The organism is Nocardioides ferulae (assembly GCF_003660455.1).
GTDB classification, from domain to species: domain Bacteria; phylum Actinomycetota; class Actinomycetes; order Propionibacteriales; family Nocardioidaceae; genus Nocardioides; species Nocardioides ferulae.
Map to the genome: position 1 here is coordinate 103,653 of NZ_QZVR01000018.1, position 25,559 is coordinate 129,211.

Genomic DNA, 25,559 nt, shown 5'->3' on the forward strand with positions numbered 1-25,559 from the left:
TCACCACGGTGTGTCCCACCCTCTACAGCTGCGCCACCAGTCTGCGGTGTGCGCCTCCACGTTGCGCTTCTCCAACGACTCCGGTCCGAGGTCGCGGTAGGGCACCGCGCTTTTAACAAGTAGGCCGTGCCCAGGATCGAGTGCTCCATCGCGACCTGAGCGCGGCACATTCTACGCCGACGCGTCAGCCGAGCCGTGCTGGGCGGCGAGCTAGTTCTTGCCCTTCATCCGACCGACCGGCCCAGCGGCCTGAACCAGCATCGACCTCAACCACTTGTTGCCCCGGCGACGCCCGGCCGGGAGTCCGCTTTCCCCGCCGGGAACGTTCCCGGCCGACGCCGTCGTTCGAGAGCCTTGGGCAAGAGTGGCGCTGACCTGCACTAACAGTGCTAGCGAGTCGCCGTACGTGGTCAGTATGTTGTCGTCGCTTCGACTCCCGGCGAGGGGCAGGTTGAGGGCAGGACAGTCGTCGAAGGTCTTATCCCATGTCACCGACCCGGTGCCGTTTCGCAACACTCCCGCTCCAGCGAACGAGTCCGCCGTCGCGACCCCAGCTTTAGGACGTCGTCCTTTCGACTTGCGCTGCCGGACCGTCTCAAGGCGGTCGACCCAGATCCAACCCACGGATCAAGTGCCCCTGCCGGGGGTGTACGACCGGCGATGCCGCAACTCACGTATGGCAGAGCCGGGCATACACGGGGGTGACCGGGGTACGCGCCGTTGGGTCCTTCCGGGAGGTATCGGGTTTGGCCGCCGCGCCCCAGCGCCGGCGCTCTGCTGAGCGCGCGACGGCTAATAGACACGGGCCCTGGATGTGTTGCCGCTCGCGTGAGATTTCGCCCGGTCGCGTGTCAGCAACCTGGCTGGACATACGACTACGAGGCGGCGACCAGCGTGACAGCCCCGGCACAGAGCGAAAGGCCGAGCAGCTGAGCGAGGTGGATCTTCTCGCGCAGGAGGACGGCGGCGAGAAGCACGGTCACTGCGGGGTAGAGGGCAGTGATCACGCCGGTCACCGACAGGTACCCGAAGCGGGTCGCGACCATGAAGAGGCCCGTGCCTAGTGCTCCGACCAATCCGCACGGAACAAGGACAAGGACGAGTGGCTCCCAGGCGAGGACCGGCTCGCGCACGAGGAGTGCAAGGAGGCCGACGACCACCGCAGCGACGAAGTTGGTGAGAGCGACCGGCAGGAGTCCGGCGCTCTCAGGCATCTGGCCGAGTCCGGCGAACAGGACCCCGAATCCCACGCCTGCCAGGATGCCGTCAACGATGCCGGTGCTGCTCGCGGAGGAAGACGCCGGCGGTCGGGCGACCAGCCAGATCGCGGGAAGGGCTAGCAGCATGCCCAGCCACGCAAGCGGGTCCGGTCGCTCGCCGACGAGGATGCCGACGAGGACGGGGACGAGGGCCGCACCGACGCCCGAGATGGGGGCGACCACTCCCATCCGCCCGGTGGCGAGTCCTCGGTAGAGCACGAGTGAACCCAGTCCGAGACCAACGCCGGCGACGACGATCCAGGTGAGGTCGGTGGCACCGACGGTGCCCCCGCTGAACGCCCATCCGACGGAAGCGGCGAAAGCGCCGCTGAGAACCACCATGAAAGTGCTGATCCACGGCCGAACTCGGTTGGTCGCGATGCCGGCGACGAAGTCGGCGGTGCCGTAGAAGAGGGCGGCGAGCAGGGCAAGCGTGACGGCCATCAGGACAGGACCTCGCGAGCACCGGGTCGCGAGGCCGACAGGCCCTCGGCCTCTTCCTCGTCCTCGGTGGGGGTCCCGTCGAGAGAGGCGACACTCGTCGCCGGGGGTCCGAGGGCAGCCCGCTCGGCGCCGATGGTGGTGTCGTCGCCGTGGCCGGTGTGCACCACGGTCTCCTCGGGCAGCGCGAAGAGCTTGGCCCGGATCGAGGCCTCGATCGTCGGTCGGTCGCTGAAGCTGCGGCCGGTCGCGCCGGGACCGCCCTGGAAGAGGGTGTCCCCGGTGAAGACGACGCCCAGCGAGGGCGCGTGGAAGCAGACCGCACCGGGCGCGTGGCCCGGCGTGTGCAGCGCGCGCAGCAGGGTGCCGCCGACCACGATCTCAAAGCCCTCGCCGAGGTCGACGTCCCAGAGGTGGCCGTGCTCGTCCTGGGGGTGGGTGAGCTCCCACAGCGGACGGTCGTCGGGGTGCAGCATGATCGGCGCGACCACCCGCTCCCGCAGCGCCGGGGCCATCCGGCTGTGGTCGTCGTGGGCGTGGGTGAGCAGGATCGCGCGCACGACCCGGTCGCCGACGACCTCCATGATCGCGTCGACGTCGTGGGGCGCGTCGATGACCACGCACTCCGCGTCGTCGCCCACCACCCAGATGTTGTTGTCGACCTCGTGGGTCTCGCCGTCGAGGCTGAACGTGCCGCTGACCAGCGCGTGGCCGACCCGGGCGGTCACACGATCACCACCGAGCGGAGGACGTCGCCGTGGTGCATCTTGTCGAAGGCGGCCTCGACGTCGCCGATGCCGATCTCCTCGGTGACGAACGCGTCGAGGTCGAGCCGGCCCTGCTGGTAGAGGTCGACCAGCATCGGGAAGTCGCGCGAGGGCAGGCAGTCGCCGTACCAGCTGGACTTGAGCGCCCCGCCGCGGCCGAACACGTCGATCAGCGGCAGGTCGGGCACCTTCATGTCGGGGGTGGGCACGCCGACGAGGACGACGGTGCCGGCGAGGTCGCGGGCGTAGAACGCCTGCTTCCACGTCTCCGGTCGGCCGACCGCCTCGATGACGACGTCGGCGCCGTCCGCGCCGTCGTAGGTCTCGGCGCAGATGCGCTTGATCTCCTCCACCGGGTCGACCTGGGAGGAGTCGACGGTGTGGGTCGCGCCCATCTCGGTGGCCCTCGCGAGCTTCTTGGGGTCGATGTCGACGGCGATGACCGGAGACGCCCCGGCGAGCGCGGAGCCGGCGATCGCGGCGACGCCGACGCCGCCGCACCCGATGACCGCGACCGAGCGGCCGCGGGTGACGGCGCCGGTGTTGATGGCCGCGCCGATGCCGGCCATCACGCCGCAGCCGAGCAGGCCGACCGCCGCCGCCCGGGCGGAGGGGTCGACCTTGGTGCACTGGCCGGCCGCGACCAGGGTCTTCTCGGCGAAGGCGCCGATGCCGAGCGCGGGGCTGAGCTCGGTGCCGGCCCCCTCACCGTCGGCGAGCGTCATCTTCTGGGTCGCGTTGTGGGTGTTGAAGCAGTAGTGCAGGTCGCCGCGCTTGCAGGCCCGGCACTCGCCGCACACCGCGCGCCAGTTGAGGACGACGAAGTCGCCGGGCGCCACGCCGGTCACGTCCGGCCCGACGGCCTCGACGACGCCGGCGGCCTCGTGGCCGAGCAGGAACGGGAACTCGTCGTTGATCCCGCCCTCGCGGTAGTGCAGGTCGGTGTGGCAGACGCCGCAGGCCTGCACCTGCACCACGGCCTCGCCCGGACCCGGGTCGGGGACGTTGATCGTCACCACCTCGACCGGGGCACCCTTCGCCCGCGCGACCGCCGCCTTCACCTGCTGCATGTGCACTCCTCTTCTCGTGGGATCTGGGTCGCCGCGCAAACCCAGGCGCTGCTGGGTCGCGCGGCCGCACCTTGCTGGCGGGAGAGGCCTCTGCCGCTCTGCCGCTCCGCCTCTCGACCGCGCTTGGCGACCGGAAGCGAGCCGACCGGCGGGCCGTGCGACGTCGTCATAGATCGAGCACCAGCCGCGGTGAACGGGCCCTGCTGACACAGAGCATCATCGTGTTCCCGGTCTCGCGCTCCTCGTCGCTGAGGAGACTGTCACGGTGATCGGCCAGGCCGCCGAGGACCTCGGTCTCGCAGGTCCCACAGATGCCTTCCCGGCAGGACGTGAGGACGTCGACACCGATGTCCTCCAGCACGTCGATGATCGAGCGATCGGCCGGTACCTGCATGCTGACGCCGGTCCGGACGAGCTCGACCTCGAAAGGTGTCGACGAGGCGTCGTCGGCTGCGGACGCCGGGGCGAATCGCTCGATGTGCAGCTGCATGCTCGTCCTGGCCGACCGTTCACCCAGCACGTCCAAGAGCGGCTCGGGTCCGCATGCGTAGACGAGGACGCCCGGTCCGACTCCAGCGAGCGCCCGATCGAGGTCGATCAGGCCGCACTCGTCCTGGGGATATATGGTCACCCGGTCGTCATGCTCGGCCAACCGGTCGCGGAACGGCATCGACAAGCGGTGACGACCGCCGTAGTGCAGCTCCCAGGCGGACCCGGCCGCCTCGGCCGCCGCGATCATCGGCAAGATCGGCGTGATGCCGATGCCACCGGCGATGAACACGTACCTCTCGGCCGGCAGCAACGGGAACAGGTTGTGGAAGCCCGTGACGTCGAGCTCGTCGCCCGCGGCTACGTGGTCGTGGAGGTAGGCGGAGCCGCCGCGGCTGGGGTTGGCCCGAAGCACGCCGATCGACCACTCCGCGGGGTCGGACAGGGACCCGCACAACGAGTATTGGCGCCGGATCTCTCCGGGCAGCAGCAGCTCGAGGTGCGCGCCCGGTTCCCAGGCCGGCAGGTCAGCGCCACCCGCGTCGGCCAGACGCAGGACTCGCACGTCCTCGGCGGCTTCCTCGATCCCCGTCACTCGAAGGCGCGCAGGGAGCCGTGCAGCGGCACGTTCCCCTGCGCCGGCCGGTCGCTTCACCGACCCGCGCGAGCGACCGCGTCGCGCACCAGCTTCTGGAACGCCACGACCTGGCCCTCATCAGGGACGAGGACGCCCGTGGGGACGGCATTGCCGACGACCCCGCGCTGGACCGACTCGATCAGGCGGACGTCCTCCCACCCGACCTCGTCGACGAATTCGGTCAGCTTCTCGGCCGCGTCGTCGGTCATGGCCGGATCCAGGAAGTAGTCGAAGTGGGCCACGGTCTCCCCAGGCGAGACCGGCGTGAACGAGTAGACGAGGAGGTTGCCCTCGCCAGGGAACGTCCAGGTGGCGAAGTTCGGCCAGAGATAGTCGTTCTGGTTGACCTCCACAGGACCGACCATGTTGTACGGCGCCTTGTCCGGCTCCTGCTTGAACACGTCCCGCGGAAGGGTGCGCGCGGTCATCCAGTCCTGGTTCACCTCGAACGGGTAGCCCTCCGACGTGGCGACGTCGAACGCCTTCGTGTAGCTCGGGTGCGCCGGCGCACAGTGGTAGCACTCCAGGAAGTTCTCCGCGACGACCTTCCAGTTCCCCTTGATCGTCATCTCGGTGCGCTTGCGGTGCACCAGCTTGGTGACATCGACACCGACGTCGATCAGCACGTCCTGCAGCCGCCCAATCCAGTCCTGCAGCGGTGCGACGTCCTGGTCCAGGCACACGAACACCATCTGACCCCACACGGCGACAGGCAGCTTGACGAGCGGGAACTGCGACTTGTCGAAGTTCTCGAAGCGAGTCTCCCGGGGGGCGTTGCACAAGTTGCCCTCGAGGTCGTAGCTCCAGGCGTGGTAAGGACACGCCAGGCGGCGAGCATTTCCGCTCCCCTGTGCCACTTCGTGGAAGCGGTGCCGGCACACGTTCACCAGCGCATTGATGCCCTCGGCCGACCGGGTCACCACCACCGGGACGTCCCCCACCGTGACGGTGAGGTAGTCGCCGGTCCTGGTCAAGGACTCGGTGGTGCCGAGGTATTGCCAGGTCTTGGCGAAGATCTCTCGGCGCTCGATCTCGAGGATCTCGGGATCGGTGTACCAGCTCACGGGAAAGCTGGGAACGAGCTCGCCTCGACGTGCCTCATCGGCGACGTTCAGAAGAGTCATGGTCGATCTCCATTTCTATTGATTGCGCACGATTCTCGCGCTTCTTTTGCGCATTGCGCAACGGGGAGACATGTTAAGTCTGTGTTGCGATGCCAGGCGTTACGTGTGTGGAAGGATCGCGACGTGGACAACGACGCAACGGCGGCGCTCGCAGACCGCGACGGGGCGCAGGCCGAGATCTCGCTCGACGATCTCGATCGCAAGATCCTGCAGGAGCTCCAGGACGACGGGCGTCGCGCGTTCAGGGACATCGCGCGGACGCTCCAGGTGTCCGAGGCGACGGTCCGGGGCCGCGTCAAGCGACTTCGAGACACAGGGGTGCTGCAGATCCTCGGCTATGTGGACCCGGCTGCCTACGGCTACGGGACCATGGTCGTCCTCCTGGTCAAGGCATCACCAGCCGCGCACTCACGAGCGGTCGCGGAGTTCACCGCGTGGCCGGAAACCACCTGGGTGTCCACCACGATCGGGCGCAGCAACATCTACGTCCAGATGCTGTGCAAGGACAGCGACAGCCTGTACGCGCTGCTGACCAGCCGCCTGGGTGACGTCGACGGCATCGTCGACGTCGACGTCATCCAGGAGGTCAAGGTCCACAAGGCGGAGTACCACTACTCCCGCCTCAGCTGAGGCGACGGGACCCTCGGCTCACCGCTGCAGACGTTCGGCCATCTGCGCCGGATCGCGCGTCGCGGCCTCGCGATAGCCGCCCTTGCCCATCCTGCGGACCACGAGTGATGCCAGCCAGTAGGCGGCTCCGGCCGCCAGCATCGAGGGCAGGCTCGCAGTCGTGTACGTGAAGAATGTTCGGGGTGTGTACGTGAGCGGGTCGAGCAGCATCAAGAACGTCGCCACACCCACCCCGAACCCCACGACGGCGGCCGGATTGACGCCGGCCCAGAATCGGTAGGTGTTCGTCGGGCCGTCGGTGTACAGCGCGCGGACGTCGAGGGTCTGTCGGCGCAGGAGGAAGTAGTCCACCGCCTGGATGCCGCACATTGGCGCGAGGAAGAGCCCGCAGACCGCAAGGAAGACTTGCAGGTTGGCGACGAACGCATCAGCGAAGAAGACGGCGACCACGGCGCTGGGGATGAGCGCCAGGGCACATGCCGTGCTCCACGACGTTCGTCTCGAGATGGCCGGGACCTGGCGGATGCCGACCGCCGCTGAGTACGCGCCGACCATGGTCGATCCGACGTTGGCCAGCACGATGAAGGCCAGTGCTATGACGCCGAAGACCACGCCGCCGACCTGGGTCAGGAAGGCTGTCGGGTCGCCGCCGGAGTCAGGTACCACCAAACCTGCGAGAAGCCCGATGATCGACACCGCCGCGAGCGGCACGGCCAGACCGAAGATGCTCGGCCACAGCGCCGTCCGAGCACTCGGCACCAGGCGAACCATGCCGCCTACGTAGGGCCACCAGGCGATTGCCGTGGCGATGAAGGCTTCCACGCTGATCGTCACGTTGGTGGCCTTGTTGTCGAACGGCGCGAGCGGTGCCGCGTCGAGAAGTCCGCTCACACCCACCTCCTTGATGAGCAGGCCAAGGACGCACGTGGCTAGGACCAGCACACCCAGGGCGATCCATTTGGACGAGCTTGCCAACGCCGACGAGCCGCGGCGGATGACCAACCACACGACGCCGAGGCCGGCGAGCATCGCGATCACCTCGGTAGCGGAGCGTGCCTGCTCACCGATCAATCCCATCGTCACCAGAATCTCCGCGACCGCACGGCCGAGGATGACGACGATCACGGTGTTCCACCCGGCGAGGATGACGAACAGCAGTGCTACGGCGAGGTACCAGCCACGGCTGCCCATGAACGTCTTCGAGGAGAGTGCTGAGTCGACCCCGTACTTGGTCGCCACCGGGACGATGGAGATCAGGATCACGCCGATGCCGATGAGGATCCCCGCCATCATGGCAATGGCGCCGGTCACGGCATCGAGGTAGTAGGCGACGGTGCCGCCGAGCACGAAGCACCAGGTCGCCACCGCGGTCGAGGTGGACGAGGCGAGCAGCGTGCCACCGCGCCACGTGCGCTCGCTCTTGAGGAGCGGTGCGTTGTCCAGTCCGGCGAAGCTGGAGCTCGATGCCGGCTTACCGGCGTTCATGCGAGCAGCAGGGCGACGACAAACATGACCAGCGGGACCAACACGGTGGCGAGCGCGACGGCGTAGTAGTCGACGACGGCATAGCTGTCGCCGTCGTTGCTGGCCTCCGATGCGAGTTCCACGCGATGGGCGAAGTCGTCGACCGCGCCGGTGGGCAGGTGGTGGACGAGGGCGGGGCCGGCTACTCCGGCCAGAGGGGTGAGTTCATGAGCGGTCATCAGGTCTGGCTCCAAGTACGGGGCGTGCCCGCCGCCGTTCGATGCCTTCATCGTCCGGCCGCGCGCTCTTACGGTAGACAATGTCCACTGCCCGTAGATGTGCCCTCGTGCCGGATACGTAAATCGTGGGTAACGAGTGCGAGTCCCACGCTTTGCGTATCTGTCAGGGCCTGATTTCGCGCATCGCGGTGGCGACTGACCCCTCCCGGCGGGGACTATGTGTGACCAGCTTGACCGCAGTGGGGCCGGCGACAGTCGGAACCCGCTGCGTCGACGTCCACGAGGCGCTGCCCCTGGTCGGCCAGGGCACGTCACGCGGCTTGGGAGGCGGGTGGCGCCGGGGGGCTGGGGCGCGGAAGTGTTGCACCACCCCCGTCAGAGCGTCGAGTCCGGGAAGGCGATGACCGACAGGAAGACGATAGGCACCTGGACCAGCTCAAGCGGCCCGTGGGCGCCCTCGCCGTCGAACTGCAGGGAGTCTCCCTTCGCCAGGTGGTAGCGCTGGCGGCCGTGCCCGTAGACCATCTCGCCCTCGAGCATGTAGATGAACTCGGTGCCCGGGTGCTGGAAGAGCGGGTTGACCTCGCTCGTCTCGCTGAGGGTGACGAGGAGCGACTCGAGACGTTTGTGCTCACCGGGCAGCGAGCCGAGGAGCTGGTACGCGTGCCCTCGTTGCGTGCCGCGCCGCACGATGGGGGCCGCGTGGCCATCGGCCACGAAGGACGCCGGACGATCACTCTCGGCGCCTCGGAGGAGCGTGGTCGCCGGCACGTCCAGGCCGCGTGCGAGCGAAGCGAGGGTGGAGAGGCTGCACGAGGTCTGGGCGTTCTCGATCTTCGACAGCATCGCCTTGGAGATACCGATCCTGGCCGCCATGTCCGCGACCGAGAGTCCGTGCTGGGCACGCAGCCGGCGCACGTTCTCGGCGATCGCCGCTTCCAGCTCCAGGATCTCACCGTCGTCCTCACGATGCCGTTCCCGCGCTGTGCCGGCGTTGCGGAGGAGCGCCTCGTCGTCCATGGGACCACCGTAGTGGGGCGTCGTCTCCTCCCAGTGGCCGTCTATAGATCCACCACTCACGACCGATCGCCGCAGTTCCTCGACCGTCGCTGGACCAACGAGGTCATGCGGTCGCCAACATCTCCAGGCAGGCCGCGAGAGCAAGCGCTCCCGCCTCCGCGTCCGCGTCCTCCACCTGCTCGGACGGGGCGTGGGAGACACCGGTGGGGTTGCGGACGAAGAGCATGCCGGTGGGCACGTGCTGCTTGAGCACACCGGCATCGTGCCCGGCGCCGGTACTCAGCCGCGGCGCCTGGGGAAGCACCGCGCAGAGCTGGTCCTGCAGGCGGGCGTCGAAGTCGACCGTCGGGCTGTACGACTCCTCGGTGACCTCGACCGTGCACCCCTCCTCCGCGGCGACAGCAGCCGCCCGCGAGGCGATCTCGTCGACGAGGTACCGGGTGAGCGCGTCCTCGGGGTGCCGGAGGTCCAACCAGAGGTCGACGCGGGACGCGATGACGTTCGTCCCCCCGGGGACCGGGACGAGGCGTCCCACGGTCGCGCGGGCGTCCGGGATGCTGCGCGCCACGGTCTTGACCAGGACGATCGTCTGCGCGGCGGCGACCATCGGGTCCCGGCGGTCGCCCATGAGGGTCGTGCCGGCGTGGTTCCCCTCGCCGCTAATCGAGAACCTCCAGCGTCCGTGGCCCAGGATGCTGGAGCCGACCGCGACCGGCTCGCCGAGGTCGACCAGCCCGCGTCCCTGCTCGACGTGCAACTCCAGGAAGGTGCCGATCCGACCGAGCGTCTCGGGGTCGGGGCCCAGGTGCCTCGGATCGAGTCCGTTGCGGCTTGCAACCTCCGCGAGGGTCGTACCTTCGGAGTCGACGAGCGACCGCGCCCGGTCCGGGTCGAGGGCTCCGGTGAGGAGCCGCGACCCGAGACAGGCGACCCCGAACCGAGAGCCCTCCTCCTCCGGGAAGACGGCGATCGCCCGCGGACGCCCACCCACCCCCCGGGCGACGAGCTGGTCGAAGGCCACCAACGCCGAGGCGATGCCGAGCGGACCGTCGTACGCGCCTCCGCCGGGGACCGAGTCCAGGTGGCTGCCCGTGACGACGGCGTCCGGCCCGACGCCGCCGGCCCAGGCCCAGATGATGCCGTTGCGGTCGCGCTCCACGTCCAGGCCCCGCGCGGTCGCGTGGCCGACGAACCACTCGCGGAGGATGTGCTCGGCGTCGGAGTGGACGGGCCGCGTGTAGCCGCCCCGGGCAGGGTCGCGGCCGATGTCGGCGATCTCGGCGAGGAGGGAGGAGACGGTGTCGGTCATGGGAGTCCTAGGTCGGCGAGGCGAAGGTCACGTCGGCGAGGAGGTCACCGAGCAGGACCGTGACGTGGGGAGCGGCGGAGAAGGCAGGCGGCAAGCCGTGGGCTGACCGGCGGAGGACGACCCCGGCTACGCAGGACCCTCGCCGGGTCATCACGTTGAGGGCCCGGGTGGGTCGGTCGAGGCTGACGGCGACGGCGGCCTCGCCGGGGAATCGGACCTGCTCACCGGTCGTCAGGTCGACCGGGGTCCCGTCGATGGTCAGCCGGAGCGGGCCCAGGGCGGTGAGGAGCCGGTCCATGCCCGGGAAGCCGGAGAACGGCGCGTCCCGGACGAGGTCGGCGAGACTGATCCGCCACCGGGTCTCCCCCGTGTCCTCGCGCGCCACGGACAGCTCACGGGTGGACCCTGCGCCGTTGCGCCAGGGCGTCGGGTCCACCCGTGCGGGGTCGAGCAGCACCTCGTCAGCGCATCTCGCCGGCACCGACGTAGGGGTGCAGACTGGAGAGCGGCCGGCCCTCAGCGAACCGCTCGAGGCGGAAGTCCGAGGCAGGGACGTCCGGATCGGTGCTGTCGCCCTCGAGGACGAGGTCGGCGACCAGGTCACCGACGGCCGGGCTGATCTTGAAGCCGTGGCCGGCGAACCCGGCGCATAGGACCAGTCCGTCGATCGCCCCGACGGGGCCGATCACCGGGTTCCAGTCCGGCGGCACGTCGTAGACGCCGGCGTAGGTGTGCGTGACCGCCGGCTCGGGGAAGCCGGGGAAGCGGTGCATCACCTTCTCGGCGTACCGCATGATGCTCGCCTCGCCGGCGACGTTGGAGTACCTGTCGGGGTCGACGAACTTCGCTTGGAAATCGGCGTGGTCGCTGTTCCCGACCAGGAACTGGCCGGCGCCCTCGAGCCGGCAGTACTGCAGGCTGACGAGATCCGAGACGACTGGTAGATCCGGCAGCGGCTCGCCAGCATCGACGATGATGAGCTCGGACCGGTAGGCCTCGATCGGGAGCTCGATGCCGAGGTCGGCCATGAGCTTCGCGGACCACCATCCCGACGCCACGACCACGACGTCTGCCTCCACGACCTCCCCACCCTCGAGCTCCACGCCGCTCACGCGGTCACCTTGGGTGAGCACCCGGGCCACCGGGGCGTGCTGGCGGATCCTCGCTCCGTCGGCGCGGGCCTGCTGCCCGTAGTGCAGCGCCAGCTGGGTCGCGTCGGCGAACCCTCCGCGCGGCTCGTAGGAAACCAGAGCGACGTCCTCGACGTTCATCATCGGCCACATCGACTGCAACTTCCCGACGTCGATGAGGTCGACGTCGATGCCCAGGCCCTGGTGCATGGCGGTGTTCGCCGCCAGCGCCTCGGCGTTCTCCTCGCCGACGATCACCGTGTAACCGACCTGCCGGAACCCCACGGCGTCGCCGAGCTCCTCGAAGACCGGGACGCTGCGCCACGCCATCGCCGCCAGCGAAGGCACGCCGTAGTGCGCACGGACGATGCCCGACGACTTCCCCGTGCCGCCGGAGGCGAGGCTGTGCCTCTCGAGCACGAGCACCTCGGCGACGCCCCGACCGGCCAGCGCTCGCGCGATCGAGAGACCGATCAGCCCGCCTCCGACGACCACCACCTTCTGCCCCGACATCAGAAGGCCCCTCCGGTGTTCCAACCGGGAACCCAGGAGGTGCCGGCGAGCGGGATCCGCGCCATCGCAGCGGCCTCGATCGAGATCGCCACCATGTCCTCGGGCTCGAGGTGGGTGACGTGTGCCTTGCCGCAGGCGCGCGCGATGGTCTGGGCCTCCATGGTGAGCACCCGCAGGAAGTTGGCGACCCGCCGCCCGCCCTCGGCCGGATCGAGCCGCTTCTGCAGCTCGGGATCCTGGGTGGTGATCCCGGCCGGGTCGAGACCGGCCTGGAAGTCGTCGTAGAACCCCGCGGCGCTGCCGAGCGCCTCGTACTCCGCGGCGTACTTCGGGTCGTTGTCCCCGAGCGCGATGAGCGCCGCCGAGCCGATGGCGACGGCGTCGGCGCCGAGCGCCAGGCACTTGGCCACGTCCGCGCCGTTGCGGATGCCACCGGAGACGATCAGCTGGACGCCGTCGGGCTTGCGGTGCACGCCGAGCTCCTGGAGCGCTTGGACCGCCTGGGGGATGGCCGCCAGCGTCGGGATGCCGACGTTCTCGATGAACACCTCCTGGGTGGCGGCGGTGCCACCCTGCATGCCGTCGACGACGACCACGTCGGCGCCGGCGTGCACGGCGAGCTTGACGTCGTAGTAGGTGCGCGAGGCGCCGACCTTCACGTAGATCGGCTTCTCCCAGTCGGTGATCTCCCGGATCTCGTTGATCTTGATGGTCAGGTCGTCCGGGCCGGTCCAGTCGGGGTGCCGCGAGGCCGATCGCTGGTCGATGCCCTGCGGCAGGTCACGCATGCCGGCGACCCGCTCGGAGACCTTCTGACCCAGCAGCATCCCTCCGCCGCCCGGCTTGGCGCCCTGCCCGAGCACGATCTCGATCGCGTCGGCTCGCCGCAGGTCGTCGGGGTTCATGCCGTACCGGTTCGGGAGGTACTGGTAGACGAGGTGCTTGGAGTGGCCGCGCTCCTCGGGCGTCATGCCTCCGTCGCCGGTCGTGGTCGAGGTCCCGGTCTCGGATGCCCCGCGACCCAACGCCTCCTTGGCGTTGGCCCCCAACGCCCCGAACGACATGCCGGCGATGGTGACCGGGATGTCGAGGTGGAGTGGGTATCGCGCGTTGCGGGCGCCGAGGACCACGTCGGTCCCGCACTTCTCGCGGTAGCCCTCCAGCGGATAGCGACTGACCGAGGCACCCAGGAAGAGCAGGTCGTCGAAGTGCGGGAGCGGCTTCTTCGCGCCCCAGCCGCGGATGTCGTAGATGCCGGTCTGTGCGGCGCGCTGGATGGCGGCGATCGTCGCGCGGTCGAAGGTGGCGGACTCGCGCAGGCCCAGCCGGGCGCGGTCCTCAGGTGTGGAAGTCATCGTCGGAACCTCAGTAGGTGTTGTCGGCGTGGAAGTGGTAGAGCGTCCGGGCCGAGCCGTAGCGCCGGTACGTCGCCGGGTCGTCGTCGGCGAACCCCGCGGCCTTGAGCAGGCCCGCCAGCTCCTGCACGTGCTCGGGACCCATCTCTTTCTCGACGCAGTCGGCGCCGAGCGACCTGACCTCGCCGCGCACGTAGAGCCGTGCCTCGTAGAGGGAGTCGCCGAGCGCGTCGCCGGCGTCACCGCGGACGACCAGGGTCCCCCGCTGCGCCATGAAGGCGCTCATGTGGCCGACCGAGCCGCCCACGACGATGTCGAGGCCCTTGAGCGAGATCCCGCACCGGGCACCTGCGTCGCCGTCGATGACGAGCAGACCCCCGCGACCGGTCGCGCCGGCCGACTGGGAGGCCGACCCGGTCACGTGGACCACGCCGCTCATCATGTTCTCCGCGACACCCTGGCCGGCGTTGCCGTTGATCGTCACCTCGGCCTGCTGGTTCATGCCGGCGGCGAAGTAACCCAGGTGGCCGTTGACCGTCACCTTGATGGGGGCATTGACACCGACGGCGACGTTGTGGGCGCCGAGCGGGTTCTCGATGAGGAACTCGTCGTCGAGGTCCGGGGCGTGCAGCGCCTGGTTGACCTCGCGGAGGCCCACCGCGCTCAGGTCGAAGGTGGTGGTCACGCCGGGACCCCCTCACGGCTCCAGTGGTAGATGACCTCGGGTTCGGGCTCCCAGATCCGGGCGTTGGCTACGCCGGGCAGGTGGGCCAGGGCGCGGTACTCCGACGCCATCGCCACCCAGTCGTCGGTCTCGGCGATCACGGCCGGCTTGCACGCGATCGCGTCGCGGACCACGGCGAAGGAGTCGCGGTTGGACACCAGCAGCGTGTAGAAGCCGTCGAAGGTCTGCGTCAGCTCACCGAGCGCGTCGTCGACCCCCTTGCCCTGCGCGAGCGCGTGCGCCACGAAGCGGGCGCCCACCTCGGTGTCGTTCTCGGAGTCGAACTCGACACCGGCGGCCCGCAGCTCCCTGCGGATCGAGGCGTGGTTGGAGAACGAGCCGTTGTGGACCAGGCACTCGCCCGGCCCGACGGCGTACGGGTGTGCCCCTGCGGCGGTGACCGCGGACTCGGTGGCCATGCGCGTATGGCCGACACCCTGCCAACCCTGAGCCTTCTCGAGGCCCCACGCGGCAGCCAGGTCGGCCGGCGCACCGACGCCCTTGAGCACCGCGAGGTCCTCCCCGAACCCTCCGACCAGCGCGTGCGGGTAGAGCCCCCGCGCCGCAGCCAGCAGCACCTCCGAGGCGACCGGCGCGTGGACGAGCAGCACGTTCTCGACCACGCGCACCTCCACCTCCGTGCCGAGGTTGGCGCCGAGCTCCGCGGCCACCTCGGGGGCGGGCGCCGCGAGGTCGATCAACGAGATCGTGCCGTGGCCGGCGGGCGACCACTCCTCGTGTCCGTAGACGGCGATGCCCGCGGAGTCCGCGCCGCGGTCCTCCATCTCGCACAGCATCCCGGTCAGCAGCTCACCCAGCTGCGGGTAGAGCTCGGGGTTGCGCAGGTGCAACCCGACGATTCCACACATTCCTGTCTCTCCTTCGGTCGGGGCGACGGCTCAGAAGGCCGTGAGGTAGCGGTCGTGCTCCCAGTCGGAGACGTCGGCGTGGTAGGCGAAGAACTCGTCCTTCTTGAGCTTCGCGAAGTAGTCGGCGACGCCCGGTCCGGCGATGTCGAGCGCTCCCTTGACCGCCTTGTCGTCCTCGAGGGCGTCGACGGCGTGGAGCAGGGTGAGCGGGAACGGGGTTTCCGGGCCGGTGCCGACCGCCCCGAGGAGCAGCCCCTGCTCGATGCCGTCCAGGCCAGCGGCGACGGCGGTCGCGATGGCGAGGTAGGGATTGGCCGCGCCGTCGCCGCCCCGGAGCTCGATGCGCTGGTCGTCGGGGACCCGGACGTAGTGGGTGCGGTCGTTGCCGCCGTACGTCGGCAGCCGCGGCGCCCACGTCGCGCCGCTGGCGCTCGAGGCGACCGCGCCGGTGCGCTTGTAGGAGTTGACCGTCGGCGCGATCACCGCCTGGAGGGCCGGGGCGTGCTCGAGGATGCCGGCAACGAAGGAGTACGCCGTCGCGGACAGACCTAGCCCGACAGGGTCGTCGGCACCGTTGGCCGGGAAGGCGGGCGAGCCGGTGGCCACGTCACGCAGCGAGAGGTGGAAGTGCAGCCCGTTGCCGGTGCGGTTCGCGAACGGCTTGGGCATGAAGGTGGCGATCATGCCGCGTTCGTGCGCCAGGACGCTGAGCAGGTAGCGCAGGGTGACCACGCGGTCGGCGGTCGTGAGCGCGTCGGCGTACTGGAAGTTCTGCTCGAACTGCCCGTTGCCGTCCTCGTGGTCGTTGGCGTAGTTGCCCCAGCCGAGCTGGTTCATCGCGGTGCTGATCGAGGTGAGGTGGTCGTACATGCGGGTGACGCCGCGCGCGTCGTAGCACGGCTGCGCCGCGGAGTCGTCGGAGTCGGCCGGCACCAGCCGGCCCTCCCCGTCCCGCTTGAGCAGGAAGTACTCGACCTCCGCTCCGGCGTACGGCGCGAAGCCCGCGGCGGCCGCCTTGGCGACGACCTCCTTCAAGATCACCCGAGGCGCGAACGGCCACGGGCGGCCCTCCACGTGGGGATCGCAGTGGACCAGCGCGAGGCCCTCGCGCACGAAGGGGATCGGGGTGAAGGACGCGAGATCCGGGATGGCGACGAGGTCGGGGTCCTTCGGCTCCTGGCCGATCGCGCCGACGGCGTACCCGGCGAAGCCGACACCGTCGTTGGCGAGCTCGTCGACCGCCTCGACCGGCACGAGCTTGGCGCACGGCTTGCCGTTGAGGTCGACGAAGAGGGCCAGGATGAACTTCGTGCCGGACGCGGCACACAGGTCGGCGAGGGTGGACGTTGCTGTCATGGCACTGCTCCTCGGGTTGTCCACTGAGATGACTCTATGATTCATGCCAGTGGACGCCGATGGGTTTCCGCCGTGTTTCGCTCCCGTGAAGTCCGGCGGGTTCGCCGCTGGCGCCGGAAATGACAGGTGGCGGGTGGGCGTCGCCGCCCACCCGCCACCTCGTGACGCCTCGCCTCAGAGCGCTGCTGCGCCTCGGTCACCCGTCCGCACGCGGACGACGTCACTCACGTCGGTGACCCAGACCTTCCCGTCGCCGACCTTCCCGGTCGACGCGGTCGCCGTGATCACGCCGACCGCTGCCTCCACCTCCTCGGCCGGCAGCAGGACCTCCAGGCGGGTCTTCGGCACGAGCGCCTCGTAGGTCGCGCCGCGGTACGACTCGCTGCGCCCTTTCTGCTGGCCGAACCCCTGGACCTCGGTGGTGGTGCCACCCGAGATCCCGACCCCCTGCAGCCGCTCGATGACGTCGTCGACCGCGTGGGGCCGCAGCACCGCGGTGACCAGCTTCATGCCATGACCTCCTCGTCCTTGACCGTGTCCCGACCCGTGTCCCGACCCGTGTCCCCAGCCCCCTGGACGACGTCGTCCCTGTCCGCGAGCGCGCCGAGCCGGGCGCCCTGGCCGCCGACCGGGTGGATGTCGTAGGCCGACTCGGCATGCAGGGCCAGGTCGAGGCCGGCGACTTCCGACTCCTCGTCCACCCGCAGGCCCATCGTCTTGTCCAGGACCCACGCGATGGCACAGGTCATGAGGAACGAGTACGTGCAGGTGACCGCGATGCCGGTGAGCTCGCGCCACACGATGTCCCAGCTGCCGCCGAGGAGGATGCCCTCGACGCCGGCAGGAGCGGCGGCCGAGGCGAACAGGATGATGCAGATCGTGCCGGCGATGCCGCCGAGCCCGTGGACGGCGAACGCGTCCAGCGTGTCGTCGATCCCCAGCTTGGTCTTCAGCCCGAGGCAGAGGCAGACCACGGCGCCCGCAACCAGGCCGACGCCCAGGGCGCCGAGCGGGCTCATGGTGTTCGCCGAGGGAGTGATGCCGACCAGGCCGGCGATCGCACCGGTGATCAGGCCCAGGCCGGTGAAGTGCCCCGATCGCACCCGCTCGACGAGGAGGAAGCCGAGCATGCCGGCGCTGCCGGCCAGGAGAGTGTTCATGACGACGTACTGCGCGAGGAATCCGGCGACCACGGCGCAGCCGCCGTTGAACCCGAACCAGCCGAACCACAGGATGCCGCCGCCGAGGAGGGTCAGCGGCAGGTTGTGCGGCCGCTCGGGGCGGCCCTTGCGCCGACCCAGCACGAACGCCAGCGCCAGGGCGGCGACCCCGGAGTTCATGTGGACAGCGGTCCCGCCGGCGTAGTCGTGGATCTTCACGTCGTTGATGAGGAACCCACCGGAGTAGCCGTCTCCGTCGAAGGCGAAGACCCAGTGGGCCACCGGGAAGTACACCAGCGTGAGCCAGACCGCGGAGAACACGAGCCAACCGCTGAACTTCATCCGCCCCGCGGCACCCGACGCCACGATCGCGATGGTGATGGCGGCGAAGAGGATGAAGAAGGCGGCCCAGTACGCCGTCTCCGCATTGCCGGTGCCGAGGTCCTCCATCACCGTGCTGAGTCCGATGTAGTCGCGTGGGTCGCCGATGATGCCCCAGTCCTTGACCGACGGTCCGGACACCATCCCGTAGCCGTACAGGACGTAGAGGACGCTGGTGATGCCGAGGGTGCTGAGCACCATCATCATCATGTTGAGCGCACTCTTCACCCCCATCATCCCGCCGTAGAAGAGCGCGAGGCCCGGAAACATCAGGGCCACGATGGCGAAGGCAGCCAGCAACCAGGCGAGGTCGGCGTTGGCGGCGATTGTCGGGTCCATGGGACCTCCTTCTGCTGGATCGACCAGCGCTGGTGTGGGTGTGCTCAGCCGCGGAGGAAGGCGACCATGTCGGGGATCAGGTCGATGAAGCCCTTGTAGGTCCCGAGGTCCTCAGGAAGCTCCTCGAGGATCGTGGCGAGCTGTGCGGCGTACGTCGGGTACTCGCGGACCTCGGCGAGGGAGGCCATGAAGGTGCGGATGTTGAAGGTGACGGCGCCGGTCATGGGCAGGCGGATGAAGTGCTCCAGCTCGATCCGGAACTGGCAGTTCTCGATGGCATCTCCGCGTTGGACCGCCTCGGCCATGTCGCGGCCCCACGCGGGCAGCGATTCCAAGGCGATGTCGTACTTGCGGGTCGGGGAGGCCGCGACGTTCCAGTTGACCCGCCGGAAGACCTGGTCCGCGGGCACGCGCCGGAGGAACTGCTCGGCACGGGCCGTCATCCCGGAGCCGTTCATGCGCGGCACCGGGCCGTGGATCTCGTACATGTCCATGCCCACGTCGAAGCTCACCGACCAGGCCGCGGCGAAGGTGACCGCGCCGGCGTCGAAGTGCAGCCGCCCGTCGCGCTCGCGGACGAGGAGGAGGTCGTCGGGCACCTCGCGGGCGAGGAACTCGAGCGGACCGCAGGGGAGGGTCGATCCGTTCCCCAGCACGAACGCCTGGTCGGTCCCCAGGAGGTCGTTGCGCCAGTGGAACGCATCCGGGTCACCGCCCACGCCCTCATCGAGGTGCAGGACATCGGGGTAGGACAGCGCCAGGTCGCGCAGGTAGTACAGGAGCAGGTCCCAGCAGGCCAGCTCCATGCCTGGCAGGACCTTGACCCGCGACGGGTCGGCGTCGAGGACGGCACGGCGCTCGGCCATGATCGTGGGGTACTCGGCGCCGCCCAGGTCGCAGACGTGGCGCCCCCACTCGCCGGCGAGGGTCCTGCGAGGAACGCGGGCCTGGTCGACGTTGACGCTGTAGCGGAAGGCCTCGTGACCCTCCGCGAACGGCCAGGGCAGTCGTGCCATGTGATCGACCGGCTGGCTCAAGAACTCCTCGACGGCCGGAGTGCCGCGGGGTGTGATGGAGCGGTGGTCGGTGGTGGGCTCACGGGTGATCGTCATCGTGCTGCGCTCCTCAGGAGTGACGTCAGAGGTCCAGGTGGATGTCGCGGCCGCGCGAGACGCAGGCCATGACGTGGCTTGCCGCCTCCCTCTCCTCGGCAGTGAGGACGAAGTCGCGGTGCTCGAGCGCCTCGGCGCTCCGGACCGGGATCCGGCACTCCCCGCACACGCCCTGGCGGCACAGGTAGCTGACCGGTACGCCGGCGCCGACCAGCGCATCGAGCAGGCTGACGCCGCTCGGCACCTCGATCTCGCGGCCGGTCGAGGCGACCGTGGCCGTGAACGGGCTGCCGGGGTCGAGCTCCGGGGCGACGAACCGCTCGAGGTGCACGCGCCCGGCGGGCCAACCGGCCGCGAGCGCGGCCTCCTCGTAGGCGTCGAGCATGGCGACCGGTCCACAGGCGTAGGCATGGGTGCCGAACGGCTGCTCGGCGAGGAGCGCATGGAGAGCAGCTCCGGTCTCCTCGACCGTGGTGGCCTCGACCAGCCGGATCCGGTCTCCGGCGAGCTCGCGGAGGTCCTGCAGGTGCGCCTCGTGGCCAGGACGGTAGGAGTAGAGCACCGTGGCGCCCGCTCCCGCTCTCGCGAGCGCCCGGACGTGGGAGAGGACCGGCGTCACCCCGATGCCGCCGGCGACCAGCAGCGCGTGCCGCTGCTCGTGGGCCGCCGGGAACATCGACCGCGGACCCTCGACCTCCAGGAGGTCGCCGACGGCGAGGTTGTCGTGCAACCACGCGGAACCACCCTGGCCGGAGTCGAGGCGGAGCACGGAGATCTCGTACCGGCGCGGGTTGAAGCCGTCACCGGTCAGCGAATAGGCGTTCCGGCGTCCCTCTCCCGCCCTGACGACCAGGTGGCTGCCCGGCTCGTACGGGGCGAGCGGCGAGCCCGCCGGGTCCGCGAGCTCCACGTGCAGGATTTCCCGGGTCAGGGACGTCAGGCCGACGACCTGGAGGTGTCGCACACCGAAGGCGTATCCCCGGTGCTGGTGACCCACGTACTGCTCGTCCCGTTGCTGCGGGACGCTCGCGACTTCCGGGACGACCGGAGCGATCGTGGCGCTCACAGTGACGTCGCCTCCGCGTCGGAGGCCAGGAAGGAGCCGCGCAGTGCAGCCAGGTGCTCGTGGACCTCGAGCGTGCGCCGACAGCTCGGGCACGGCGTCAGCCCGCCGGGTCCGGTGGACGCGCGGAAGGTCGTCTGGCAGTGAGCGCAGAAGACGGGGATCTCGGTGCGGTCGGTGACGAACGAGCGCACCTCGTTCTCGAGCGCTCCGGCGCGGCGCAGCAGCGAGAGGACCTGGAGGACGTCGTACTGCCCTCCCACGACCATCACCCGGACCCCCGTACACGTCCGGGCCAGCACCGTTTCGAAGGAAGCCCGATCGGCCTTGTCGTCGATGGTCTCCAGGACGACCAGCGTGGTCGGTCCGACGCCTTCCGCCTGGTCGGTCCAGGCCCGCGCCACGTCCCCCGCCGCCGGGCCGCCGCCCACGGCGACGACGAGGAAGCTCGTGCCGTCGCTGTCGACCGGCTCCGGTGCCTCCGGCCAGCGCGGCAGCGACGGCACCTGCGGCGGCACGACCTCGCGCGTCACGGACGCCGCGACGGCGCTCACCGGGCACCTCCCGGACTGAGGAGCGCACCGGAACCTGCGGACCGCAGCCAGGAGGCCGCTCGCGCCTGGTACTTGTCGATGCCCTTGTAGGCGGCCATGTCGTCAGGGAGCTCGGCAAGCACCTCCGCGGCGCGTTCCCGCCAGGGCTCGATGGTCGCGAGCACCTCCAGCGGCATGAGGTAGGTGCGGATGAGGAACATCACCGCACCTGAGTCGGGCAGCCGGACGAGGTGCTGCACCTCGACGCGCAGGTGCACCAGGCGCCCGAAGGTCTGGTCGTCGACGACCTTGACCAGCTCACGGTCCGGTCCCCACTCAGGGTACGTCTCGGTCGAGACGTCCATTCGGCGGCCGATGGTCAGCGTCCAGTTGGTACGCCGGTACGGCTCGTGGGGCTGCAGCCGCATCAGGAACTCGTGCGCCCGGGTGATGACCCCCTCCTGCCGGATCCGTGGCACCGGCCCGTGGATCTCCAAGAAGCTCATGCCCACGTCGAAACCGAAGCTCCAGTCCGCGGCGAAGGTGACCACGCCCGCGTCCCCGTAGAGCTGGTCACGCTGGTCGAGGAGGACGATGTCCTCCTGCACCTGACCGGACACCCACCGCAGCGGCTCGTCGGGGAGCGTGGCGTCGTCGCCATAGGTGAAGACCAGATCGGTGCCGCGTCGCCGGTTCCGCCAGTGCCAGCGCCCATCGGTAAGCCGTTCGAGCACGCAGTCATCGGGGTAGGCGGCCGCGAGCTCGCGCAGGAGCGTCAGGCAGGCGTCCCAAGCGGCCGGGCGCATGTGCGGGAGGACGGCGTGGCGGCTCGGGTCGGCCGCCAGGATGGCGGCCCTCTCGTCGAGCTCCGCGTCGTACTCACCGTCGATCGCGACGATCGAGTCGCCCCACTGCCCCACTGGCGTCGCGACCGGCCGGTTGGCCGGCTCCACGTTGGTGGAGTACCGGTAGACGTCGGTGGGGAACGGGAACGGGAAGCCGGCGTAGCGCGCGGTCGCCGGGATCTGCGAGGTGGTCACAGCAAGACCTCCAAAGTCGGTCCCTCGGAGCGGGAGACACAGGCCATGAGCGTTGATCCGCTCGCCTTCTCCTCGTCGGACAGGAACAGGTCGCGGTGCAGCGGTGTCCCGGCGCCGACCTGGATGCGGCACTCCCCGCAGACGCCCTGCCGGCACAGGTTCGGCACGGTGACGCCGGCCCCTTCGAGCGCCTCGAGCAGGCTCGTGCCGCTCGGCACGTCCACGGTGATGCCGCTCTTCGCGAGCCTGACGGTGAACGGGTCCCCGGGGGCGAGGGCGTCGGTCCCGAAGCGCTCCAGATGGACCCGCGAGGCCGGCCATCCGGTGGCGGCCGCCGCCGACACGACCGCGTCGATCATCGCGCCCGGACCGCAGACGTAGAGATGCGTGCCGAGGGGTTGGTCCACGAGCACCTTCTCCAGCCGATCCATGAACGCGTCCGGCCCGTCGACCAGCAGCTCCGCGTCCGGAGCGAGCTCGAGCACGTCGTCGACGTGCGCCGCGTGGCCCTCGCGGAAGGCATAGAGAACCTGGGTTTCGCGTCCCCACCTCCGAGCCGCACGGAGGTGGGACACGATCGGCGTGACGCCGATCCCGCCCGCGACGAGCAGGTGCCGCGTGGCCCTCGCGACCGGCGGGAACGCGCTCCGCGGAGGACGTGCGGCGACCAGGTCCCCCGCAGCGAGCCGGTCGTGGACGAACACCGATCCGCCGGCGCCGTCGGCGACACGCAGCACGGAGATCGTGTACGTCGAGGGGGCCAGCCCGTCGCCGGTAAGGCTGTAGGCGTTGGTCCTGTCCCCCAAGGTGATCGCGAGATGACTGCCGGGCACGAAGCCAGGAAGCTCTGCGCCCGCCGGATCGGCCAGCGTGATCGAACGGATGCCGGGCACGGAGTCGTCGAGAGCAGTCACCACCAGTCGGAGGGTCATTGCGTCTCCCGGAGGCCGACGAGCACGTCGCCAGCGGGAAGCGTCTCGGCGTCGACCTGGAATCCGAGGTACTGGCCCAGCCGTCGTGAGACGTGGTGGTAGACGACCAGGTCCCGGCCACAGCCCGTGCAGGGCACGACACCGTCGACGCCGACCGCGGTCGCCGTCGCCGTCGAGCAGTGCGCGCAGAAGACCTCGGCCGTCCCTGCTTCGGTCGCGTGCACATGGATCTCATCGTCTTCCGCCCCGGCACCCAGCGCGACTGCCCGCAGCCGCAGGCAGGCGCCAGCCGGGCCCGCAAGCGCGACACGTACTCCGACCCGGGCACGCTCGAGTGCGGCGGCGAGCGCCGTCTCGGCAGCCGGAGCGTCGTCCGTCGTCACCACGGTGACGTCGGGCAGCGTCGTCGCCCATCGACGGGCGACGACCTCACCGCTCGCGACTCCAACGATGACGTGCGAAGTACCGTCCGCGGGAGGCCCTGCTGCGTCCTCCCCTGGGCGGGAGGCCCAGGTGGGGATGCTGGTGGTGAAGTCGACCATGCGCTGTCCGCCTCGCCCGAGAGCCGCGGCTCAGAGGCCTTCCGCGGTGCGGTCACCTGCGTAGAAGGCGAGCGCGCGGTCAGGGGTGGAGAAGAGGATGCGCGACCCCTTGGGGAAGAAGATCGCGTCCTTCGCCCTGGCGACCAGCTTCTGACCCGTGTCCGCGTTCTCGAGGTGGAACTCGCCCTCGAGGACGACCTTCATCTCGTCGTAGCCGTACTCGTACAGCAGCGGCTCGTCGGTGTGGTTCAGCTCGAAGTATCCGCTGCACATGACGCTGTTGTCGGGGTTGACGTAGGTGTCGGCGATGTAGCCGTCGGTGCCCGGGTACTCGTCCTGCGGCATCTTCGGCAGGTTCTTCCAACCGTCCTGCACCACTCGAAATGCGGGGATGGTCTCGATCATGGCTACTCCAAGTCCTAGTGGGAAACTATGTCTTCCCCTAGGAAACACATCCGCTGTTACGCCACGATGACGCAGGCTTGAAGAAGCGGAGTCGGTGCCCGAGCGAGTGCGTGACGCCGTCGTAACAAATCCCCGCGGCCGGGCGAAGGACGCCGGGCCCCAAGAGAGCGGTGGCACCACCGTCAAGTGCACGCGTCTCGCCGGCGGCGACCCTGACGATCTGGTGTGCTTCGCGATGACTCCACCACCAAGGACGTCGTCCTGGTGCTCATCGCAACGAGGGCCTCGTGAGCGACCCGCCACAATTGCGGCGTCAGCCTGGCTGGCGTCAGCCTGGCTGGGACGCGACCATGACCGCCCGGTCTGGTTGATCACCCGGCGCTGCCGTTGCTCGCACACCTTGCGCCTCTCCCGACCAGCTCCCCGCGCCGTACGCCGCGCCTGCTGTGTGATCGTCTGCTGACTCTTCGGGTGCTCACTCGTGTCGACGTAACTCTGACAGTTGCTGCGACAAGTCCCGGACCCCGAGCGATCCCAGACCGCAGAAGCCATGCAACCGGCTCCCGCGACCCATGCAGCCGAGGCGTTCCGATCCCGACGCCCCAGCCGTCACCGACAAGCCTCAGCGTCCCCCAATTCTTTGCGAGCCGACCAAGTGCCACACACCTCTTGCATTGACGGCCTCCGACTGTTTCGATTGTGCGAATCGCGAGGACGTCCCCCCACCGGTGCATCGGTCAGGAGATGAGCGAATGAGCGCTGATCAGGACCTGAGCGGCGACGACAACGCCTGCCCCAACTGCGGGGCCGGCGTTGTCTATCGCGGCGTGGGCCGGCGTCCAATCTGGTGCTCAACCCGGTGCCGGAACGACGCCTCCCTCAAACGGTTGGGCGCGCGGAGAGCGGCCGTTGAGGTTCGAGTCGTCGAGGTCCTACGTCAGCGGAACAGCGCCAACGAGCGAGGCTCGGGTTCCACAGCTTCGTCGCCCGACCAGGAGCCCGGACCCGCTCCCACCCGCAACGCGAAGCCACCGATGCCGACCCCCGAACAAGCTCTTCGCACTCTCCGCAACGACCCCGAGTACGTTGCAAAGCTGCTCTCACACCTTGAGCGGAGACGCGCCGACGGGATCCTCGCTGAGCCTGAGTGGCTACCCGTACGCAACGCACTCCGCCTCATCGCAGGCGCCCTTCCCCCAGGGGTCGAGCGCCCCACCTAAGCGGAACATTTGCGGCGGTATGACGCGGGCAGAAGCGCACTCTTGTTGCGGCAGAAGCGGACGCAAACTCGAATGCTTGGGAGGTGCTAGCCAGGTAGCGTTGAGGTCTCGCCTCGTCCTTGGGGCGGACGGGCTACGGCGGCGGAGTACCGCCTGCCAACGAACTGGCGGACAAGTCTGTCGACGACGCGATCAGAGACTTGCAGCGCCTGCAGGTGCGCACAGTGCGCCGCAGCAACTGCCTGCCAACTACATCATTCTGGGCACCAACGACCGGGGTGTCTTCGTCCGCGACGGCGCCGCCGATGACGCCGCCCAACTCCAGGGCGAGCCGACCATCCGCGATGGCCTGCCGGTCTACGTCGACTGTCGCATTAGACAGAGCCCCGCGGGGTGGTGGGCTTTGAGGTGATCCTCGGTGCCTACGCGTCGCTGC

25 protein-coding genes are annotated in these 25,559 nt (G+C 69.5%); 1 reads left to right on the forward strand and 24 read right to left on the reverse strand.

All coding sequences use genetic code 11. From position 1 onward, the window contains the following. Positions 1 to 875 precede the first annotated feature (875 nt). The 5 genes from D6B71_RS17205 to D6B71_RS17225 form a co-directional block, all read right to left on the reverse strand. Entirely contained in the window at positions 876 to 1,703 is an 828-nt protein-coding gene (locus tag D6B71_RS17205; RefSeq protein WP_121257320.1) for an EamA family transporter, read from the reverse strand. Continuing rightward, complete coding sequence (locus D6B71_RS17210) at positions 1,703 to 2,428, reverse strand: MBL fold metallo-hydrolase (protein WP_121257322.1); 726 nt, start codon at positions 2,426 to 2,428, stop codon at positions 1,703 to 1,705. Before D6B71_RS17210 ends, D6B71_RS17205 begins: the two co-directional genes overlap by 1 nt. Beyond that, entirely contained in the window at positions 2,425 to 3,537 is a 1,113-nt protein-coding gene (locus tag D6B71_RS17215; RefSeq protein WP_121257324.1) for an S-(hydroxymethyl)mycothiol dehydrogenase, read from the reverse strand. Before D6B71_RS17215 ends, D6B71_RS17210 begins: the two co-directional genes overlap by 4 nt. A 166-nt stretch (positions 3,538 to 3,703) precedes the next feature. Then, positions 3,704 to 4,591 carry a PDR/VanB family oxidoreductase gene (locus tag D6B71_RS17220; protein ID WP_121257384.1) on the reverse strand — a complete coding sequence of 296 codons (888 nt, stop codon included), beginning with the start codon at positions 4,589 to 4,591 and terminating at the stop codon, positions 3,704 to 3,706. 86 nt (positions 4,592 to 4,677) lie between these two features. Then, complete coding sequence (locus D6B71_RS17225) at positions 4,678 to 5,727, reverse strand: aromatic ring-hydroxylating oxygenase subunit alpha (RefSeq protein WP_164519721.1); 1,050 nt, start codon at positions 5,725 to 5,727, stop codon at positions 4,678 to 4,680. 183 nt (positions 5,728 to 5,910) lie between these two features. On the opposite strand from D6B71_RS17225, the gene D6B71_RS22915 reads away from it, so the two are divergent. After that, complete coding sequence (locus D6B71_RS22915; RefSeq protein ID WP_164519722.1) at positions 5,911 to 6,417, forward strand: Lrp/AsnC family transcriptional regulator; 507 nt, start codon at positions 5,911 to 5,913, stop codon at positions 6,415 to 6,417. A gap of 18 nt (positions 6,418 to 6,435) precedes the next feature. Here the strand turns inward: D6B71_RS22915 and D6B71_RS17235 are convergent, their stop codons facing one another. From D6B71_RS17235 to D6B71_RS17320, 19 genes are all read right to left on the reverse strand, one after another. Beyond that, positions 6,436 to 7,902 (reverse strand): cytosine permease, encoded by a 1,467-nt coding sequence (locus D6B71_RS17235; protein ID WP_121257328.1) that lies wholly within the window; start codon positions 7,900 to 7,902, stop codon positions 6,436 to 6,438. After that, on the reverse strand, positions 7,899 to 8,120 hold the full coding sequence (locus tag D6B71_RS17240; protein WP_126688302.1) for a hypothetical protein: 222 nt from the start codon (positions 8,118 to 8,120) through the stop codon (positions 7,899 to 7,901). Before D6B71_RS17240 ends, D6B71_RS17235 begins: the two co-directional genes overlap by 4 nt. Before the next feature lie 375 nt (positions 8,121 to 8,495). Next, on the reverse strand, positions 8,496 to 9,140 hold the full coding sequence (locus tag D6B71_RS17245) for a helix-turn-helix domain-containing protein (protein WP_121257331.1): 645 nt from the start codon (positions 9,138 to 9,140) through the stop codon (positions 8,496 to 8,498). 103 nt (positions 9,141 to 9,243) lie between these two features. Then, positions 9,244 to 10,449 carry an allantoate amidohydrolase gene (locus D6B71_RS17250; RefSeq protein ID WP_121257333.1) on the reverse strand — a complete coding sequence of 402 codons (1,206 nt, stop codon included), beginning with the start codon at positions 10,447 to 10,449 and terminating at the stop codon, positions 9,244 to 9,246. Between the two features lie 7 nt (positions 10,450 to 10,456). Continuing rightward, complete coding sequence (locus tag D6B71_RS17255; RefSeq protein WP_240641515.1) at positions 10,457 to 10,906, reverse strand: HutD/Ves family protein; 450 nt, start codon at positions 10,904 to 10,906, stop codon at positions 10,457 to 10,459. A 4-nt stretch (positions 10,907 to 10,910) separates the two neighbouring features. After that, positions 10,911 to 12,092 (reverse strand): NAD(P)/FAD-dependent oxidoreductase, encoded by a 1,182-nt coding sequence (locus D6B71_RS17260; protein ID WP_121257335.1) that lies wholly within the window; start codon positions 12,090 to 12,092, stop codon positions 10,911 to 10,913. Then, complete coding sequence (locus D6B71_RS17265) at positions 12,092 to 13,447, reverse strand: FMN-binding glutamate synthase family protein (RefSeq protein WP_121257337.1); 1,356 nt, start codon at positions 13,445 to 13,447, stop codon at positions 12,092 to 12,094. Before D6B71_RS17265 ends, D6B71_RS17260 begins: the two co-directional genes overlap by 1 nt. Before the next feature lie 10 nt (positions 13,448 to 13,457). Beyond that, a complete protein-coding gene (locus D6B71_RS17270) occupies positions 13,458 to 14,132 on the reverse strand; it encodes a GltB/FmdC/FwdC-like GXGXG domain-containing protein (RefSeq protein WP_121257339.1) in 675 nt (224 codons plus the stop codon). Then, positions 14,129 to 15,040, reverse strand: coding sequence for a class II glutamine amidotransferase domain-containing protein (locus tag D6B71_RS17275; protein ID WP_121257341.1), 912 nt, complete (start codon positions 15,038 to 15,040; stop codon positions 14,129 to 14,131). The genes D6B71_RS17270 and D6B71_RS17275 overlap by 4 nt, the downstream gene beginning before the upstream one ends. A 30-nt stretch (positions 15,041 to 15,070) precedes the next feature. Further along, a complete protein-coding gene (gene glnT / locus D6B71_RS17280; RefSeq protein WP_121257343.1) occupies positions 15,071 to 16,396 on the reverse strand; it encodes a type III glutamate--ammonia ligase in 1,326 nt (441 codons plus the stop codon). A gap of 174 nt (positions 16,397 to 16,570) precedes the next feature. Next, positions 16,571 to 16,906, reverse strand: a complete 336-nt coding sequence (locus tag D6B71_RS17285) for a P-II family nitrogen regulator (RefSeq protein WP_121257345.1) — start codon at positions 16,904 to 16,906, stop codon at positions 16,571 to 16,573. Continuing rightward, positions 16,903 to 18,276 (reverse strand): ammonium transporter, encoded by a 1,374-nt coding sequence (locus D6B71_RS17290; protein WP_121257347.1) that lies wholly within the window; start codon positions 18,274 to 18,276, stop codon positions 16,903 to 16,905. The genes D6B71_RS17285 and D6B71_RS17290 overlap by 4 nt, the downstream gene beginning before the upstream one ends. Before the next feature lie 44 nt (positions 18,277 to 18,320). Further along, positions 18,321 to 19,388, reverse strand: a complete 1,068-nt coding sequence (locus tag D6B71_RS17295) for a heme-dependent oxidative N-demethylase family protein (protein WP_121257349.1) — start codon at positions 19,386 to 19,388, stop codon at positions 18,321 to 18,323. A 25-nt stretch (positions 19,389 to 19,413) separates the two neighbouring features. Further along, positions 19,414 to 20,454 carry a PDR/VanB family oxidoreductase gene (locus D6B71_RS17300; protein ID WP_240641516.1) on the reverse strand — a complete coding sequence of 347 codons (1,041 nt, stop codon included), beginning with the start codon at positions 20,452 to 20,454 and terminating at the stop codon, positions 19,414 to 19,416. Next, positions 20,451 to 21,005, reverse strand: coding sequence for a dimethylamine monooxygenase subunit DmmA family protein (locus tag D6B71_RS23195; RefSeq protein WP_206051822.1), 555 nt, complete (start codon positions 21,003 to 21,005; stop codon positions 20,451 to 20,453). The genes D6B71_RS17300 and D6B71_RS23195 overlap by 4 nt, the downstream gene beginning before the upstream one ends. Continuing rightward, positions 21,002 to 22,024 carry a heme-dependent oxidative N-demethylase family protein gene (locus D6B71_RS23200; protein ID WP_240641517.1) on the reverse strand — a complete coding sequence of 341 codons (1,023 nt, stop codon included), beginning with the start codon at positions 22,022 to 22,024 and terminating at the stop codon, positions 21,002 to 21,004. Before D6B71_RS23200 ends, D6B71_RS23195 begins: the two co-directional genes overlap by 4 nt. After that, the gene (locus tag D6B71_RS17310) at positions 22,021 to 22,956 is read right to left on the reverse strand and encodes a PDR/VanB family oxidoreductase (protein ID WP_121257351.1); all 936 of its coding nucleotides are present in this window, start codon (positions 22,954 to 22,956) and stop codon (positions 22,021 to 22,023) included. Before D6B71_RS17310 ends, D6B71_RS23200 begins: the two co-directional genes overlap by 4 nt. Continuing rightward, positions 22,953 to 23,339 carry a dimethylamine monooxygenase subunit DmmA family protein gene (locus D6B71_RS17315; protein ID WP_206051823.1) on the reverse strand — a complete coding sequence of 129 codons (387 nt, stop codon included), beginning with the start codon at positions 23,337 to 23,339 and terminating at the stop codon, positions 22,953 to 22,955. The genes D6B71_RS17310 and D6B71_RS17315 overlap by 4 nt, the downstream gene beginning before the upstream one ends. Positions 23,340 to 23,528: 189 nt before the next feature. After that, positions 23,529 to 23,903 carry a cupin domain-containing protein gene (locus D6B71_RS17320; RefSeq protein ID WP_121257355.1) on the reverse strand — a complete coding sequence of 125 codons (375 nt, stop codon included), beginning with the start codon at positions 23,901 to 23,903 and terminating at the stop codon, positions 23,529 to 23,531. Between the last annotated feature and the right edge of the window lie 1,656 nt (positions 23,904 to 25,559).